Origin of the sequence: Lysinibacillus sp. C5.1 (assembly GCF_016350185.1) — a bacterium.
Lineage (GTDB): Bacteria > Bacillota > Bacilli > Bacillales_A > Planococcaceae > Lysinibacillus > Lysinibacillus sphaericus.
This window is the reverse complement of the sequence record NZ_CP066226.1, coordinates 4074724-4093107: the sequence shown is the minus strand read 5'-3', so window position 1 is coordinate 4093107 and position 18384 is coordinate 4074724. Positions and strand designations below refer to the sequence as shown.

The following is an 18384-nucleotide window of genomic DNA, read 5'->3' as shown; positions in this document are numbered from 1 at the left end:
CATAGGAGGATTCCTCATGACGTTATTTGAACGTTCAGCAAAGGAGCTACAAGCTGATATTAAAGCTGGTAAGCTAACAATCGCTGACTTAACAAAAGAAGCATATGAACGAGTGGCAAAGCTTGACGGCGATGTACAAGCTTTCCTTGCTTCAAACGAAGAAAAAGCAACTGCACAAGCAGCTGAAATGGACAAAGTACCATTTGAAAAACGTGGACCACTTTTTGGTCTTCCTATTGGCGTGAAAGACAATATCGTAACAGAAGGCTTAGAAACAACATGTGCTTCTAAAATTCTTGAAGGATTTATGCCAATATACGATGCAACTGTTGTAAATAAGCTACGCGAAGCTGGCATGATTACAATCGGAAAATTAAACATGGATGAGTTTGCAATGGGTTCTTCAAATGAAAACTCATACTATAAAACAACAAAAAATCCATGGAACTTGAACCACGTACCAGGTGGCTCATCAGGTGCATCTGCAGCAGCAGTAGCAGCAGGAGAAGTGCCATTTTCACTTGGTTCAGATACAGGTGGCTCAATCCGCCAACCTGCAGCATATTGCGGTGTCGTAGGGATGAAACCTACATATGGTCGTGTATCTCGTTTTGGACTTGTAGCATTTGCTTCTTCGTTAGACCAAATCGGACCAATTACACGTAATGTTGAAGACAATGCGCTTCTATTAGAAGCTATTTCAGGCTTAGACCCTAACGATTCAACTTCAGCAAATGTAGAAGTACCAAACTTCGCAGCAGCACTAACTGGCGATGTGAAAGGCTTACGTATTGCTGTACCAAAAGAATTTTTAGGTGAAGGTGTTGGCGAAGCAGCACGTCAATCTGTACTGGATGCATTAGAAGTACTAAAAGGCTTAGGTGCAACAGTAGAAGAAGTACCACTTCCTCATTCTAAATATGCACTTGCAGCTTACTATATCCTATCTTCTTCTGAAGCTTCATCAAACCTTTCTCGTTTCGATGGGATCCGTTACGGCTTCCGTGCTGACAACGTGACGAATTTAATGGACCTTTACAAAGAAACACGTGCGCAAGGCTTTGGTGATGAAGTAAAACGTCGTATCATGCTAGGAACATATTCTCTTAGCGCAGGTACTTATGACGCTTACTACAAAAAAGCGCAACAAGCACGTACACTTATCAAAGCAGACTACGACAAAGTATTCGAAGACTTTGATGTAATCATTGGACCTACTGCACCAACACCAGCATTTAAAATTGGTGAAAATGTAGATGATCCGATGACGATGTATGCTAACGATATTTTAACAATTCCTATGAACTTAGCAGGTGTGCCAGCCATTTCAATTCCATGTGGTTTTGAAAATGGTTTACCATTAGGCTTGCAAATTATCGGTAAATACTTCGATGAAGCAACAATTTACCGAGTAGCGCATGCGTTCGAGCAAGCTACTGCGTTCCATAAAGAAGTTCCTCAAATTTGGGAGGGAAAATAACATGAACTTTGAAACAGTCATTGGTTTAGAAGTACACGTTGAGTTAAAAACAAACTCAAAAATCTTCTCGCCAGCGCCAGCTCACTTCGGTGCTGAACCAAATACAAACACAACAGTAATCGACCTAGGCTACCCTGGTGTCCTACCTGTCTTAAATAAAAACGTTGTAGATTTCGCAATGCGTGCAGCACTTGCATTAAACATGGAAATCGAACAAGAAACAAAATTTGACCGTAAAAACTACTTCTATCCAGATAATCCGAAAGCTTATCAAATTTCACAATTCGATAAGCCAATCGGTAAAAACGGTTGGATTGATATTGAAGTAGATGGTTATACAAAACGTATCGGTATTACACGTCTTCATATGGAAGAAGATGCTGGTAAACTAACGCATGCTGGTGACCACTCACTTGTGGACTTTAACCGTCAAGGGACGCCACTTGTAGAAATCGTGTCTGAGCCAGATATTCGCACAGCAAATGAAGCGTATGCCTACCTTGAAAAATTAAAATCCATTATCCAATATACAGATGTTTCAGACTGTAAAATGGAAGAAGGTTCACTGCGCTGTGATGCCAACATTTCGATTCGCCCATATGGTCAAGAGGAATTCGGTACAAAAACAGAGCTTAAAAACCTGAACTCATTCAACTACGTACGTCGTGGGATTGAGCACGAAGAGTTACGCCAAGCGGACGTATTACTTTCAGGTGGCGTGATTGATCAAGAAACGCGTCGCTTTGATGAAAAAACAGGTAAAACAATTTTAATGCGCGTGAAAGAAGGAACAGATGATTATCGTTACTTCCCAGAGCCTGACTTGGTGCGTCTGTCAATCGACGATGAATGGTTAGAGCGCGTTAAATCAGAAATTCCTGAACTGCCAGATGCTCGTAAAAAACGCTATGTTGAAGAATTAGGCTTAACACCTTATGACGCGGGCGTGCTTGTTATTTCTAAAGAAATTTCGGATTTCTTTGAAGCGATGGTAGCTGATGGTGCAGATGCAAAACTTTCAGCTAACTGGTTAATGGGCGATGTTTCAGCTTATTTAAATGCTGAACAAAAAGATTTAAAAGATACAGCATTAACACCAGAAAACCTTGCTGGTATGGTGAAGTTAATTACGGACGGTACAATTTCTTCTAAAATCGGTAAAAAAGTATTTGCTGAATTAGTAGAAAATGGCGGTTCAGCTGAAGACATTGTAAAAGCAAAAGGTTTAGTTCAAATTTCAGATGAGAGTGCCTTATTAGCAATTGTTACAGAAGTATTAGATAACAATGCACAATCAATCGAGGACTTTAAAAATGGTAAGGATCGTGCAATTGGCTTCTTAGTCGGTCAAATTATGAAAGCGACAAAAGGCCAAGCGAACCCACCAATGGTTAATAAATTATTACAACAAGAAATTGCTAAACGCTAATTTTTTGCTATTACAACGAGTCAAGAAAGTGTCTTCACTTTCTTGGCTTTTTAAATGTAAAGACTGTACATACTAACAAAAAGTAGCACTTAATAGTTGTCTAAAAAGAGTATTCATAGCAAAATATAGAATAGAAACAATCACATCACTTAAAAAGGGGATAGTATATGAAAACTGAGCAACAATATTTTGAAGAAGCCATTTCAATTCAACAATATATGGATCAGATGACGACGCTAAAAGAAGATAGCTTTCTAATTTATGATGGTTTTGAAGTGCCAACAAACGATGGTTTTGTAACGTTACTGAAGGACAAGCAACCTAAAATTTTAACCATTACAGAAGATTGGTGCGGCGATGCAATGCTAAATAATCCAATTATTCGCCGTGTTGCTGAAGCAGCTGGATTAGATATGCGTACAGTTTTCCGTGATGCAGATACAGATTTAATCGACCGTTATTTAACAAATGGTGGACGCGCGATTCCGATGTATATTTTATTAAATGAGTCGGGACAAGTGATAGGTAAATGGGGACCACGTGCGCCAGAGTTACAGGATATTGTTGTGAACAAAAGAGCGACGTTGCCAGATAAAGAAGACCCGAATTTTGAGGAAGCACAAAAATCGCTTTACGCTGAAATTCGTGAAGACAATATTACTAACAAAACAAATTGGACTTATGTATATGAAGATTTCAAAAAACATGTAACAGCAGCATTACAAAAATAAAACACTTTGTTTAGCGCCAGAGGTGTTTGCACTGGCGTAGTAATAGTAGTGCAACATTTCAACGAAAAATTCGTTGAAAGTATTAGAATCTTATGAAGCAGGAAGGTATGTTATGAAACGAGCAAGAATCATTTATAATCCTACATCTGGGCGAGAAGTGTTTAAAAAGCATCTACCAGAAGTATTGGAGAAACTAGAGGTAGCAGGCTATGAGACATCTTGTCACGCAACAACTTGTGAAGGTGATGCAATAGAGGCAGCAAAAAATGCAGTAGAACGTGGATTTGATATTATCATAGCAGTTGGTGGCGATGGGACGTTAAATGAGGTTGTTTCTGGTGTAGGCCAATTCGAAAAACGTCCGAAAATTGGTCTAATTCCTATGGGGACAACGAACGATTTTGCACGTGCTGTCCATATACCACGAAATATTGATGAAGCCGTTGATATTATTATTAAAGGCGATACCTTACCAGTTGATGTTGGATTGTTAAATGGAGAACGCTATTTCATCAATATTGCTGCTGGAGGACGTATTACTGAGCTAACGTACGAAGTACCTAGCAAAATGAAAACAATGCTTGGACAGCTTGCCTACTATTTAAAAGCAGTTGAAATGATTCCATCTATTAAGGCATCACATATGCGTATTGAATATGATGGTGAAGTATTCGATGGCGATGCCATGATGTTTTTATGTGGCTTAACGAATTCAGTAGGAGGCTTTGAAAAGCTTGCACCAGATGCGAGCATAAACGATGGCTACTTCACATTAATAGTATTAAAAAAAGTAAGCTTGCCAGAATTTATTCAACTTGCAGCAATGGCTTTACGAGGCGAGCATTTAAAGGATGATCGCGTTATTTATAAAAAAGCAAGTGTCGTAAAAGTAACGACGGATAGTGAAGTTCATTTAAATTTAGATGGTGAATATGGTGGAGATGCGCCTGCGACTTTTGAAAACTTAAAACGCCATATTGAAATTTTTGTACCAATTGAAGATATTCGTGAGGAAGACCGTATTTAGATTAACAAAAAGCGTAAATTTTATTTTATAAATTTACGCTTTTTGTATTTTATTTCCATATAATGAAGGGTTGTGAACGAATTAAGAAAAATGTTTGGCAAATGTGCGTATATTACTTGAACAAAATTTGAAACCTTTATAATAGGCCGAAATATCGGACCATTATAAAGGTTTTTTTCGTTGGAATAGTGGAAAATATGGGTATGGGAAAGGGAAAGGAAGTGGTGCAGTTGTATAAGTCACAGGAAAAAAAGCTTATTTGGTTAAGTTTTGGTGTTGCAATTATCATGCTACTTTCCATACTTGGAAGAATATTTGGAAGTTAGGAGGGCAATGAGATGATTAATGAATCAGCAGTCTTTTGGAGTCGTGCGTTAACGGAGCTTACGTTATCATTCCACATCATTTATGCAACGATTGGTGTCGGTGTGCCGTTAATGATCATGATTGCACAATGGACTGGATATAAAAAGAATGATGAACATTATATTTTGATGGCGCGACGTTGGGCACGAGGTTTCGTCATTACCGTTGCTGTAGGAGTCGTAACAGGAACAGCTATTGGATTGCAATTATCGTTACTATGGCCGAATTTTATGCAACTTGCAGGGCAAACGATAGCATTACCGCTCTTTATGGAAACCTTTGCATTTTTCTTTGAAGCCATTTTCTTAGGAATTTATTTATATACATGGGATCGCTTTGATAGCCAGAAAAAGCATATGTTACTCCTAATACCTGTTGCAGTTGGTGCATCCATGTCAGCTGTCTTTATTACAATGGTAAATGCCTTTATGAACGCACCTCAAGGCTTTGATATTGTGGACGGACAGCTTGTGAATATTCAACCATTTCTAGCAATGTTTAACCCGGCTATGCCAACAAAAGTTGCGCATGTTCTCGTAACAGCCTATATGACATCAGCATTCGTCTTGGCAGCCATTGCAGGCTACCGTATGCTCAAAGGCTCAGATCATGTTTACCATAAAAAGTCTCTATTTTTACTGATGAAAATCGGTTTAGTTTCATCAATTGCAGCAGCAATTATAGGCGATTTCTCAGGTAAATATTTAGCGGAATACCAACCAGAAAAATTAGCAGCGGCTGAATGGCATTTTGAAACAACAGATAAAGCTTCATTGGTTTTATTCGGTGTATTGGATGGCGAGGAAGTTAAGTATGCCATCAAGGTTCCTTATGCTTTAAGTATACTAGCACGCAATAATCCAAATGCAGAAGTTATTGGTTTAGATCAATATGCGGAGGAAGACAGACCACCACTTTATATACACTATCTTTTTAATATTATGGTCTTTATCGGCATGTTTATGGTATTAGTGTCTTTCCTTTACGTAGTAGGGAAACCACGAGGTTGGCGCTTTATTCATGCACGATGGTTTAGATGGATTATTGTAGCAGGTGCTCCACTGTCAATTATTGCGATTGAAGCCGGTTGGTGGCTTGCGGAAGTTGGACGTCAACCGTGGATATTATACGGTATTATGCGCACACCAGAAGGCGCTACAACGAGCGATCATGTAGATTTAATGATGCTGTTATTCACAGGTGTGTATACTGTACTTGGAATAGGAAGTACAGTCGTATTAGTTCGTATGTTTAAAAAGAATCCGATTGAACGTGAAATTGAAGATCGGCATACAGAAAAGGGCGGTGACATCATATGACATTAGAAGTGCTAGGAATTTCAGTTTTATGGATATTCCTTTTCGGTTATGTGATGGTGGCATCTATTGATTTTGGGGCAGGATTTTTCAATGCTTACAGTTTACTTATTGGAAAAAATCATGTCATAACTAATATTATTAAGCGTTATTTATCGCCTGTATGGGAAGTAACAAATGTCTTTTTAGTATTTTTCTTTGTAGGGATTGTAGGATTCTTTCCACAAACCGCCTTCTATTATGGAACGATTTTGCTTGTTCCAGTCAGCATTTCTTTAGTGTTGTTGGCAATTCGAGGGTCGTATTATGCATTTGAGGCGTACGGGGCACGCGGACATATTGGTTACACGCTGACATATGGCGTATCAGGTTTATTGATTCCAGCTTCGCTCTCTGTTGTCTTTGCTATTGCAGGTGGCGGTTATGTAGACATTGTGGAAGGGCAACCTGTATTGAATTATTGGACATTATATACAAGTACATTTGCTTGGAGTATTGTCGTATTAAGTATAGCGGCTGTTCTTTATATATCTGCAGTATTTTTAACGTGGTATGCACATAAAGCAACCGATGTAGAGGCTACAAATTTAATGCGAAAATACGCCCTTATTTGGGCAGCACCTTTAATGATTAGTGCACTTGGTATTATGTATGAGATGAAATCCATTAACCCTGAAAGCTATCAGCATATGGTTAATTTATGGTGGATGTTTGCTATTTCTGCCGTATTATTTATCATTACAGTGATATTACTATGGATGCGAAAAAATTACGGTCTTGCAGTAGGATTATTAATCGCTCAGTTCGCGGTAGCATTTTTCGCCTATGGCATCGCACAATATCCATATTTACTGTATCCGTATTTAACAATTTACGATAGCTTCACAAGCACGCAAATGGCCATTGCATTAGTCATCGTCTTTATTTTAGGATTATGCTTACTTCTGCCTTCGCTTTATTTATTGTTGAAATTATTCCTATTCAACAAAAATTACGTGACAGGAAAAGAAGACCATCATGCATAGGGGGATATAGGTATGGAAAAAATCGAAATATTTTATGCGCCGTTTATAGTCGTCATTATTAGTATCATCATTATGTTTTGGTGGGCACCAAAGGATGATTATGTAAGAAAAAATAAGAAAGAGAGTCGCGAATAGCGGCTCTTTTTTAGCAAAATTAGCACAACCTGATAAATTCAAGCCTTGTTCTTTTTTCCTCCGCTATCACATGCTACAATAAGGAGATTGAAATGGAGGATGTACGAATGTCAGCACCCGTAAAAAAGAATGACCAACTTACAGTTTATATAGAAGATTTAACACATGATGGCAATGGTGTCGCAAAAGTGGACGGCTATCCATTATTTATCCAAGGGGCTTTACCGAATGAAACAGCAGAAGTCCATGTTTTAAAAACATTAAAAAATTATGGCTTTGCAAAAGTCTTGGATATTTTAAAGCCTTCACCTGATCGAGTAGAAGCACCTTGTGATTATTTCAAGCAATGTGGGGGCTGTCAGTTACAGCACTTATCGTATGAAGGTCAGTTAAAGTGGAAGGAAAATATGGTGCGTAATGTTATGCAACGTCTAGGCAAAATCGACGCACCCGTTTTACCAGTGAAAGGGATGGAGGAACCATGGCAATATCGTAATAAGGCCCAAATTCCATTTTCCACAAATGACGCCGGTCAAGTGATTGCTGGTTTTTACAAAACAAAATCCCATACGATTGTCGATATGGATCGCTGTCTCATTCAAACGGGCGAGGCAGACGCAATTCTTTCTGGTCTTAAAAAAGAATTAACAGCTATCGGCATGCAACCATACAATGAGGCATCACATGAAGGCATGCTACGTCACGTCGTAATCCGTACAGCACGTGCAACAGGTGAGGTCATGGTTGTACTTGTGACGAAAAAGAAAAAATTCCCGCAAAAAGATGCCGCTGTAGCGAGCATACTAAAGCTAGTACCAAATGTTACATCCATTATGCAAAACATCAATAGCGATAAAACAAACGTTATTTTTGGTGATGAAACGATTAACCTTTGGGGCAAAGACATCATTATTGACGCTATCGGCGATGTACGCTTTGAAATTTCAGCACGTTCTTTCTATCAGGTAAATCCGCAGCAAACCGAAGTGCTTTACAAGCAAGCGCTTGACTATGCTGATTTACAAGGACATGAACGTGTCATTGATGCCTATTGCGGCATCGGTACCATCTCTTTATTCCTAGCACAAAAAGCAAAAGCGGTGATGGGTGTTGAAATCGTACCCCAAGCCATTGAAGATGCAAAACGCAATGCAGAGCTGAACGGCTTTACCAATACGTACTTCGAGGCAGGCCCAGCAGAGGAAGTCATTCCACGCTGGTATAAGGAAGGTAAGGAAGCGGATGTCCTAGTTGTCGACCCACCACGTAAAGGATGCGACGAAGCCCTTTTACAAACGATTTTAGAGCAGCGTCCTAAACGCGTAGTATACGTATCATGTAACCCAGCCACACTCGCACGCGACCTACGCATCTTGGAAGATGGCGGATACAAAACACAAGAAATACAACCAGTTGATATGTTCCCGCACTCTACACATTGTGAGGCTGTTGCGTGGTTGGCGTTAGTTTAATATACAAGGGACACATATATTATTGATTGATTCGAAAAATTTAACAGCATTCCTATAAAACTTGAAAAAGTAGATATTTTCAATACAGACCTTGATTTTGCAAATAACTTTTGCGAAATTGGGGTCTTTTTATATGGAACTTAATTGGAAAATAAGAATGTTCAGCCTATAGGATTAGTACATAGATTTCCATCCGTTCTTTCTAGGATATGAAGATTTCCTATCTTAACACCGGAAATCAGTTGCATTTTATAGGGGCTTTTCAGAAGCTTTGTGATTTGTTATAAGGCTCTAATTTCATGAGGATTTAGAGAATAATTTTTAATTTTACCTCATAATAAAATATGTTGTCAACAATAAGTTTGTGATTTTTATAAAAAATGTTATAATAGTCTTATAATTGTTTTTTTAAATCGTATTTCGAATTCCGCTGACCTTTTTTGCAGATAGAATTTGGATACGTTTTTTTAATATCCCTTATTAAGACGAAGAAAAAAATTAAAACAGTTATGTGGGCTTTTTGAGGTAGGTAGTTGAATTAAATGATTAATTGACTATCTAATAGTAACCGAGGTTTTATTCCATAAGGAGGACTAGAATAATGAATCTAATTAATAAAAAAGTTACACATAAGCGTTTTGGCATGGGTAGTATCGTTAAACATAATGAGTCCATTATTGAAATACATTTTGCAACAGAAAATAAAATGTTTGTTTTTCCTGATGTATTTGGAAAGTACTTAAAATTACATGATAAAAGTGATGCTCAGTTAATTGAAAAAATAATACAAAAAAAGGAAATTGAACGTAAGGAAGAAGAAATGAGGAAGGAAGAAGAAAAAAAACTGCAACGAAGAAACCAAAAACTTCGCTTAGAACACGAAAAACTGATGAAACATCATAAACTGCATCCAGAATCTCAAATGGTTTTTAAATGTGACACAGAAGAACAGACTAGTTCTTTGTTAGAGTGGAAGGTTTTTTCAGGCGCTATAAAAAGTGGTAATAACAAAGGAAAGCCAAACAAACCTAACCGCATGCACCAAAATAGCGCTGTCCTATTAACAGCATTAGATTCCGGCATGTCTGAAAAAGACAGACGTATTTTAGGTGTCTATATGGTGAATGAAGATTTTATCGGTAAGCTGTGTGAAGATGGGAATATTCCGGCCCATTCAAAATACAGACTCCAACTTACAGAACAGGAATCGAATCAGCTACTTTTTTGGAAATATTATATAGATAAAAAATACCCTAACAAAATGACATGGAATACAGGTAAATACCGTTATTTTGATAATTTATGGATGGCTCAAATTTTACTTGATATCGTTTCATTGAAAAGTGAACCAACAGAACGAGAACTTGCACAACAATTTTTAAAACATTTTTGTAAAATGAATCAGATAACAGTTCATGATTTACCAAAGCCGAATGGGGCATTATTGCGTATTTAGACGTTATCCCAAAGATAATAAGAATGACAGGGAACTGACATGTTTTTATACAATCTTTTATCAAAAACGAATTCTTATTAATGGGATTCGTTTTTTTTTGTATGAAATATAAATAAGACCTACTGATTTATGTATTTTTAGTTTTTGTCAAAAAAGCCACGGATGTAATATCAATCCGTGGCTTTTTTATTGAGTAGATGTAGTTTTATTTATGTTGTTCGCCAATATGATTGAAAAGGGAGGCGGTTAATTCTCTTCGGATTTGCTTAATATGCTTTTCCATTAGTTGTTTGGCTTGATTGGCATCGCCGGCTGCGATGGCCAAGTAAATTTCTTTATGTTCATCTATAGTTTCTTGCGTACGGTCTAAGTCTTTCAAGCGCTGTGTTCGGGTCACACGGATTGTATCTTGCATATGTTCGCTAAGGGTTTGAAATAATTGCGAGAAGATTGAATTATGAGCAGCGAGAACGATATTAATATGGAAGCTTAAATCAGCTTGAATGCCTAGTTCCACGTCATTTTTTACTTGATTCATCATTTCCAATGCTTGCCCAATTCGTTCTAAATCTTCAGAAGTGGCTCGTTGTGAAGCTAAAAAGGCACATTCTACTTCAAGTGTTTGGCGAAGCTCTAGCATTTCATAAATAAGTTTTTTTTCTGTTTTTAAAATGGTAGAGGAAAGCTCTTGTCCTAATGAATGGCATTCAGGTGATTTCAGAAAACTGCCACTGCCTTGTTTAATGTCTATAATTCCTTTTATTTCAAGCTTTCGCAGTGCCTCTCTAACCGATGTTCGACTTACATTAAAGCGACTCGCTAATTCTCTTTCCGTCGGTAGTTTTTCTCCAGGCTGTAATTCTCCATTTAAAAAATATTCCTGTATTTGATCTACAATAACTTGATAAGCTTTTTTCTTTGGTTGCAGCATTTCCTATGTCCTTCCCCTCAATTACATAGTAAAAGTATAAACGCTTTAATCATACAGAATTCCCACTTCGTTAGCAATGAAAGAAAATTATTAATTATTGATATTTTCTGAATATTAAGTATAATAAAAATGGTTGGACCAATTATAATATTTATGAAGATTGGTATAACCTATTCATTTATCATTCATGACTTTGGGAAAATGGGAGAAAAAAAGGGGAGAATAAAATGATGGCAAGTGTAACAAATGAACAATTGGTGAGCGCGCTACAAGGTGTTCTGTCAGAAAGCCAAGTAACGATCAATCAAACAATTTTAGAACAACATAGTAGTGATGAATCTTATCATCAAGCTAGTTTGCCGGATATCGTTGTGTTTCCAACAACAACTGAACAAGTGAGTCACATACTAACTATTGCAAATCAATATAAAGTTCCAATTGTCCCATTTGGCAGAGGAACAAGCTTGGAAGGACATGTAATTCCTTATGAACAAGGGATTACCATTGATTTTTCAGACATGAACAACATAGTAGAAGTGAGGGAGAAGGACTTTCTCGTAAAAGTTCAACCAGGGGTAACGCGTTCGCAGTTAAATAAAGAGTTAAAAAAATACGGTTTGTTTTTTTCAGTGGACCCTGGGGCAGATGCAACACTAGGTGGAATGGCCGCGACAAATGCGAGTGGCACAACGTCTGTTAAATATGGAGTAATGCGCGATCAAGTTCGAGATTTAGAAGTTGTGCTGTCAGATGGTACGGTTATTCATACCGGTAATTTAGCGGAAAAATCTTCATCTGGCTTTCATTTGAACGGTCTTTTTGTAGGGTCTGAAGGAACGCTCGGTTGCTTTACGGAATTGACGCTAAAAGTTTATGGACTTCCTGAATATGTAATGGCTGCTCGAGCATCTTTCAAAACAGTCAATGATGCAGTCGAAGCAGTCGTTAGTATTTTACAGGCCGGAATTCCAATCGCAAGAGTCGAACTGGTTGATGAACCTTCTATGAAACAAGTGAACTTGCATAGTAAAACAGCTTATGAGGAGCAACCAACGTTATTTTTAGAGTTTCATGGAAATGAAGCTGGTTTAAAGCAAGACGTTGATTTTATGAAAGAAATTGTAGCAGAGCATAATTGTCAAAATATAGTTTTTGAGACTGACAATGCAGCGCGAAATCAGCTATGGGAAGCTCGCCATAATTTAGCTTACGCCTATGTCCATGGACATCCAGGAAAAAAACTGATGGTGACAGATGTTTGTTTACCGATTTCTGAGTTAGCAGGGGCTATTGAACATGCGAGAAAAACACTGAATATGTTTGCCCTTACAGGGGGGATTGTTGGACATGTCGGTGATGGCAATTTCCATGTTCTTTTAATGATTGATATGCAGGATGCTAATGACATAGCAAAGGCGGATGAATTTAATGAATTAATTGTTATGTATGCGCTTGAACGAGGGGGAACTTGTACAGGAGAGCATGGTGTCGGTATAGGGAAACAGAAATACCAAGAGAAAGAACATGGGAAAGCACTGCTTGTGATGGAAAAGATTAAACAAGCGATTGATCCGGATGCACTGTTGAATCCAAATAAAATATTAAAAATAAAGAAATAGGGAGTGGGAATATGAAAATATTAGAAGCGATTAGTACGATAGCTGGAAAATACTTTGCGCTATGGGTCATCTGCATAGCTGTTATTGCTTTTATCATTCCCGACCCATTTTTACTATTTGGGGGCTATATTACAATATTGCTCGGCATCGTTATGTTTGGTATGGGACTAACGTTGAAAGCGGTTGATTTCAAATTAATTTTAACGAATCCAGTGCCCGTTATTATTGGTGTTTGTGCTCAATATCTTATTATGCCGCTGACTGCTTTTTCCATTGCCTATATCATGAACTTACCCGCAGAATTAGCGGCAGGGCTTGTTCTTCTCGGTTCAGTTCCAGGGGGTACTGCTTCGAACGTCATGGTGTATTTAGCGAAGGGCAATGTGCCATTATCCATTACGATGACTTCCTTTTCAACGTTATTAGCGCCAATTGCCACACCATTCATACTTCTATTACTTGCAGGTAAATGGATGCCGGTCGATCCAATGGCAATGTTTACTTCTATTATTCAAGTGATTATTTTGCCGATTATTTTGGGGATTGTTATTCGGAAATTTGCCCCACAGATTGTAGAAAAGAGCATTAACGTCATTCCTCTTATCTCAGTAGTGGCTATTATCATTATTGTCTCTGCAGTTGTTGCTGGCAATGTTGATAGCATAGCATCGGCAGGATTTATTATTTTTACGGCAGTAATGCTTCATAATGCATTTGGACTGCTGCTTGGCTATTTAACCGCGCTACTATTAGGACTTGATGAAAGTAATCGGAGAGCGATTTCCATTGAAGTGGGGATGCAAAACTCTGGTCTTGGGGTAGCATTAGCCACTGCCCATTTTGGTCCGTTAGCTGCCTTACCGAGTGTTCTTGGTGCTGTGTGGCATAATATTTCTGGTCCGATTCTTGCCACTTATTGGTCGAAAAAAACGGAAAACATTGAACATCAGCTTAGTGAAAAAATACAAGAAAGCAACGTCGAAACACAAGTATAAGAGATGGTAGACGTTATCAATATAATAAGACAAGAACGAATTCCAATTTTGCTGGAATTCGTTCTTCTTTTTTGCTCGTTATAGGTTTGTTACGATCGATTTCTTTTAGGATAAATCTTTTCACAAATAAATGTATGGTCAAAGGTTAGTAAAACTAATGTTTGCAGGGTTTTTTTATGGCAAGCATAGCAGCAGTAGTGAGAAACGAAACTTATTCTCTTGCAATATCGTCTACAACTTGACAGAAGTGCGAAAACGGGAGTATTATACATTAGCTACCGAAAAAAAGCTATAGTGAAGTAATAATTTTCCGAAATTTATACGAACAATCTAACACTAGATTTCAATTAATAAGTAATAGGTAGGTGCAGAAATGAAAAGTCTAATAAGTAAAAAAAGTGACTTATTAAACAGCTTTTTAGGGATATATATAGTAGCTGTAGTCATGTTATGGATGAAAACATACATCACGCAAACAGCACAATTTGATTTAGGTGTAGAAGGAGCACTTCAACATTTCCTTTTACTCTTAAATCCACTAGGTTCAGCAATGCTATTTTTAGGGATTGCTTTTTTAATTAGAGGAAAGAAAAGATATACATTACTGCTTGTTATTTACACGCTGATGTCAATTCTTTTATATGCTAATGTAGTGTATTACAGATTTTTTAGTGATTTTATTACATTACCGACCATTTTCCAAACGCAAAACTTTGGCGATTTAGGTGGTAGTATTCTTTCATTATTAAAACCTTATGATATTTTGTTCTTTGTGGATGTCGTTGTCATGTTTTATTTACGATTCTCAAGCAAAGTTCCAAAAGAAACAAAATCATTTGGATATAAAAAAGCAATGACGATTATTGCTTTTGCATTAATCGTATCAGTTGTCAATTTAGGATTAGCTGAGGCTAGTCGCCCTCAACTATTAACGCGAGGGTTTGATAGAAACTATATTGTGAAATATTTAGGTATGTATAACTATACGATTTATGACTCAGTAGAAACGATGAAAGCTTCCTCACAAAGAGCGTTGGCTGATAGTAGTGATATTACCGAAGTAATTAACTATACAAAATCGAACTACGCTAATCCGAATGCAAAATATTTTGGTGCAGCAAAAGGAATGAACGTAATTTATTTACACTTAGAATCATTCCAAAACTTCCTAATCGACTATAAATTAAACGGTCAAGAAGTTACACCATTTTTAAATTCATTAGCAAAAGATAATCATACATTGTATTTCGATAATTTCTTCCATCAAACTGGTCAAGGTAAAACGTCTGATGCAGAATTTATGTTAGAAAACTCTTTATTCGGATTACCACAAGGTTCTGCCTATATTACAAAAGCACAAAATACGTATCAAGCAGCACCAAGTATTTTAAAAGATTATGGTTATACATCGGCTGTCTTCCACGGTAACAACGGAAGCTTCTGGAACCGAAATGTTATATATAAATCATTTGGATTTGATAAGTTTTATGATGCAAGTTATTATGACACAGCCTCTTCAGATAACATGGCTGAATATGGTTTGTTAGATAAACCGTTCTTTGAACAATCGCAAAGCTTTTTAAATTCTTTACCACAACCGTTTTATACTAAATTAATTACGGTAGGGAACCATTATCCATATAAAATGAATCAAGACTTAGTAACAATCGATAAAGCGAATACAGGCGATGCAAGTGTAGATAATTATTTCCAAACAGCACGCTATGCCGACGAAGCAATTGAACAAATGTTTAATCAACTAAAAGAATCAGGTTTATATGATAATTCAATGATTGTTCTTTATGGTGACCATTATGGTATTTCAGACAATCATAATGCAGCAATGGAACAAGTTTTGGGGAAAGAAATTACACCATATGAAAGTGCTAATTTACAACGTGTCCCATTATTTATTCATGTTCCAGGTATGCAAGGTGGTATCAACCATACGTATGGTGGTCAAACAGACTTGCTTCCAACACTTTTACATTTACTAGGAATTGATACGCAAAACTTTATTCAATTCGGTTCAGATTTATTATCAGATGAGCATAATGAAATTGTGCCATTTAGAAATGGCGATTTTGTGAGTCCAGAGATTTATTCAATTAATGAAAAATTTTATGATAATAAAACTGGATTACTACTAGATGATAGTCAACTAGAGGCAGCACAAGCTATTAAAAAAGAAGTAGATTTTAAATTAGGCTTATCTGACAAAGTAGTGAATGGTGATTTACTGCGATTTTATAAACCAACAGGTTATACGCCAGTAGATCCTTCAAAGTACAATTACAACAAAGATGACAGTATAGAAGCTAAATAATAATTAGTAGGCAGTTCAAGATGATGAGTTTGATATCACGAAGTTTATGATATTGTACCGTTAGCTAGGACTGCCTTTTCGCTTTTTAACACGAGCTGCTAGTGCATAGTATTTCCTGATTTTAGAAGTTAGAAATCTAATTAAAGTAGGAACTGTATGAAGATAAATAACAAAAGCTAGGTTATACTATAATAATGACTTTATTGCTGAAACTAGCATTACGGTGTTAAGGACGATTCGTTTTTAGAAGTAGAAGCAATGAAGTTTTAGGGGATAAGTGAATAACCGAATATCCTATAATGAGAGGGTTTGAAGTAAAATATGACGAATAATTTTTGGCGGGATTTACCGCGACCATTTTTTGTACTTGCTCCAATGGAAGATGTGACGGATGTTGTGTTTCGTCATGTCGTAAGTAAAGCAGGTAGACCAGATGTATTTTTTACCGAGTTTACAAATTCAGATAGCTATTGTCATCCAGAGGGTCAGAAAAGTGTGCGAGGACGTTTGCTTTTTACTGAAGATGAACAGCCTATGGTTGCTCACATATGGGGAGATAATCCTGAATATTTTAGACAAATGAGTATTGGTATGGCGGAGCTTGGTTTTAAAGGTGTTGATATTAATATGGGCTGTCCTGTACCGAATGTGGCTTCACGAGGCAAGGGAAGCGGTCTTATTTTACGTCCTGATGTTGCTGCGGAACTTATTCAAGCAGCGAAAGCGGGTGGACTGCCTGTCAGTGTGAAAACAAGACTTGGCTTCACAGAAGTGGATGAGTGGCAGGAATGGCTTACACATATTTTAAAACAAGATATCGCTAACTTATCAATCCATTTGCGTACGAGAAAAGAAATGAGCCAAGTAGAAGCACACTGGGAGCTAATTCCGGAAATTAAAAAATTACGAGATCAAATTGCACCAAATACGCTATTAACAATCAATGGAGACATCCCTGACCGTGCAACAGGTATGAAGCTAGTTGAACAATATGGTGTGGATGGCGTGATGATTGGACGAGGTATTTTTAAAAACCCATTTGCTTTTGAAAAAGAGCCAAAGGAACATAGTAGTAAAGAATATCTTGATCTTTTAAGATTACAGCTTGATCTTCAAGATCAATATGCTGAGGAGCTACCACGCTCAGTTACTGCGCTGCATCGCTTTTTCAAAATCTATGTTAAAGGATTCCGCGGGGCAAGTGAATTAAGAAATCAGTTAATGAATACAAAGACAACGGATGAAGTACGCGAATTGCTCAATCAATTTGAATAGGTGCCAGTCACTCAAACAATTCTAAATTGTTTGAGTGACTGGCACGTACTACATTCTTACTACGTAGTATCTTAATATTACTTATATTTACCTAATATTCTTTAGATAATATTACTAGTGTCGACAAAAATTGACATGTAATTTATAATGTAAAATTGTAATAATGTTAGTATTATTTTAAGAAAATGAAAAGGCAAACTTACTGAAAGGTAAGGACGCAAAGCTACGAGTCTAAAATCCTATTGGGATTATGATAGTCGGGTTGCCAAAAAATAAACGATTATTTGGCTATCCTTAATTTTTATAATAAGGGTAGTTTTTATTTTCCTAAAAGGGGACAAATTAAAGAACTATAGCGTTAATAAAGTCTTGTTAGTATAGAATAGTAAAAAAACTATATGAAAAAGGAGATTAAAAATGTTAGTCGTTGATAAACCGAAATATAATATGGCGATTTATGAAGCAAAAAAAGAAGTACACGTTCAAGTTCATGGGTTTATTAAAACAGAGCTTGTAGAGGAATATATAAAAGATTTGGAAGAGACAGTGGCGAAAGTACCAAAAAAATCCTATACCTTTGTAGTTGATGCAACGTATCAATCACCTGTTCCATCTAAAGTTTCAGCGGAGCTAGGGCAAACATTAATGTTTTACGCATCACTTGGCTTCAAAGATATCTATATTGTCAATCCAGCCTCTAAAATTGCCTATGTGCAAGTGAGAAATGCTTTAGAGGGAGTGAATTTCCCAGGAACAGTAGTTGACAATGTATCACAATTAGCAACACGATAGTTTTTAAAT

At 37.0% G+C, this 18384-nt stretch carries 15 protein-coding genes and 1 riboswitch; of the genes, 14 read left to right on the top strand and 1 reads right to left on the bottom strand.

Annotation, left to right across the window (positions count from 1 at the left end; translation table 11 throughout):
- The first annotated feature begins 16 nt into the window (after window positions 1-16).
- The 9 genes from gatA (at window position 17) to I5435_RS20115 (ending at window position 10437) form a co-directional block, all read left to right on the top strand.
- Window positions 17-1480, top strand: coding sequence for an Asp-tRNA(Asn)/Glu-tRNA(Gln) amidotransferase subunit GatA (gene gatA, locus I5435_RS20155; protein WP_337982868.1), 1464 nt, complete (start codon window positions 17-19; stop codon window positions 1478-1480).
- 1 nt (window position 1481) lies between these two features.
- Window positions 1482-2909: an Asp-tRNA(Asn)/Glu-tRNA(Gln) amidotransferase subunit GatB gene (gatB, locus tag I5435_RS20150; protein ID WP_024364475.1), complete on the top strand. Its 1428-nt coding sequence runs from the start codon at window positions 1482-1484 to the stop codon at window positions 2907-2909.
- A gap of 167 nt (window positions 2910-3076) precedes the next feature.
- Window positions 3077-3640, top strand: coding sequence for a thioredoxin family protein (locus I5435_RS20145; protein ID WP_107896933.1), 564 nt, complete (start codon window positions 3077-3079; stop codon window positions 3638-3640).
- 112 nt (window positions 3641-3752) lie between these two features.
- Window positions 3753-4667 (top strand): diacylglycerol kinase, encoded by a 915-nt coding sequence (locus I5435_RS20140; protein ID WP_024364477.1) that lies wholly within the window; start codon window positions 3753-3755, stop codon window positions 4665-4667.
- A 338-nt stretch (window positions 4668-5005) separates the two neighbouring features.
- Window positions 5006-6352 carry a cytochrome ubiquinol oxidase subunit I gene (locus tag I5435_RS20135; protein ID WP_024364478.1) on the top strand — a complete coding sequence of 449 codons (1347 nt, stop codon included), beginning with the start codon at window positions 5006-5008 and terminating at the stop codon, window positions 6350-6352.
- Window positions 6349-7374 carry a cytochrome d ubiquinol oxidase subunit II gene (locus I5435_RS20130; RefSeq protein ID WP_024364479.1) on the top strand — a complete coding sequence of 342 codons (1026 nt, stop codon included), beginning with the start codon at window positions 6349-6351 and terminating at the stop codon, window positions 7372-7374. The genes I5435_RS20135 and I5435_RS20130 overlap by 4 nt, the downstream gene beginning before the upstream one ends.
- Window positions 7375-7386: 12 nt before the next feature.
- Window positions 7387-7509 carry a cytochrome bd oxidase small subunit CydS family protein gene (gene cydS / locus I5435_RS20125; protein ID WP_255313777.1) on the top strand — a complete coding sequence of 41 codons (123 nt, stop codon included), beginning with the start codon at window positions 7387-7389 and terminating at the stop codon, window positions 7507-7509.
- A gap of 107 nt (window positions 7510-7616) precedes the next feature.
- Entirely contained in the window at window positions 7617-8981 is a 1365-nt protein-coding gene (gene rlmD, locus I5435_RS20120) for a 23S rRNA (uracil(1939)-C(5))-methyltransferase RlmD (protein ID WP_337983882.1), read from the top strand.
- A 601-nt stretch (window positions 8982-9582) separates the two neighbouring features.
- Entirely contained in the window at window positions 9583-10437 is an 855-nt protein-coding gene (locus I5435_RS20115) for a malate synthase (RefSeq protein WP_108031136.1), read from the top strand.
- 205 nt (window positions 10438-10642) lie between these two features.
- Here the strand turns inward: I5435_RS20115 and I5435_RS20110 are convergent, their stop codons facing one another.
- Window positions 10643-11368, bottom strand: coding sequence for a FadR/GntR family transcriptional regulator (locus I5435_RS20110; protein ID WP_024364482.1), 726 nt, complete (start codon window positions 11366-11368; stop codon window positions 10643-10645).
- Between the two features lie 230 nt (window positions 11369-11598).
- Here I5435_RS20110 and I5435_RS20105 point away from each other — a divergent pair, with 230 nt between their 5' ends.
- The 5 genes from I5435_RS20105 (at window position 11599) to I5435_RS20085 (ending at window position 18375) form a co-directional block, all read left to right on the top strand.
- Window positions 11599-12987, top strand: coding sequence for an FAD-binding oxidoreductase (locus I5435_RS20105; RefSeq protein WP_337983881.1), 1389 nt, complete (start codon window positions 11599-11601; stop codon window positions 12985-12987).
- 11 nt (window positions 12988-12998) lie between these two features.
- Window positions 12999-13982, top strand: coding sequence for a bile acid:sodium symporter family protein (locus I5435_RS20100; RefSeq protein ID WP_108031134.1), 984 nt, complete (start codon window positions 12999-13001; stop codon window positions 13980-13982).
- A gap of 373 nt (window positions 13983-14355) precedes the next feature.
- Window positions 14356-16308, top strand: a complete 1953-nt coding sequence (locus I5435_RS20095) for a lipoteichoic acid synthase (RefSeq protein WP_229387808.1) — start codon at window positions 14356-14358, stop codon at window positions 16306-16308.
- 321 nt (window positions 16309-16629) lie between these two features.
- Window positions 16630-17583, top strand: coding sequence for a tRNA dihydrouridine synthase (locus I5435_RS20090; protein ID WP_029747424.1), 954 nt, complete (start codon window positions 16630-16632; stop codon window positions 17581-17583).
- A gap of 182 nt (window positions 17584-17765) precedes the next feature.
- A riboswitch (cyclic di-GMP riboswitch) is annotated at window positions 17766-17853 on the top strand.
- Between the two features lie 147 nt (window positions 17854-18000).
- The gene (locus I5435_RS20085) at window positions 18001-18375 is read left to right on the top strand and encodes a hypothetical protein (protein WP_024364486.1); all 375 of its coding nucleotides are present in this window, start codon (window positions 18001-18003) and stop codon (window positions 18373-18375) included.
- Window positions 18376-18384: the final 9 nt, after the last annotated feature.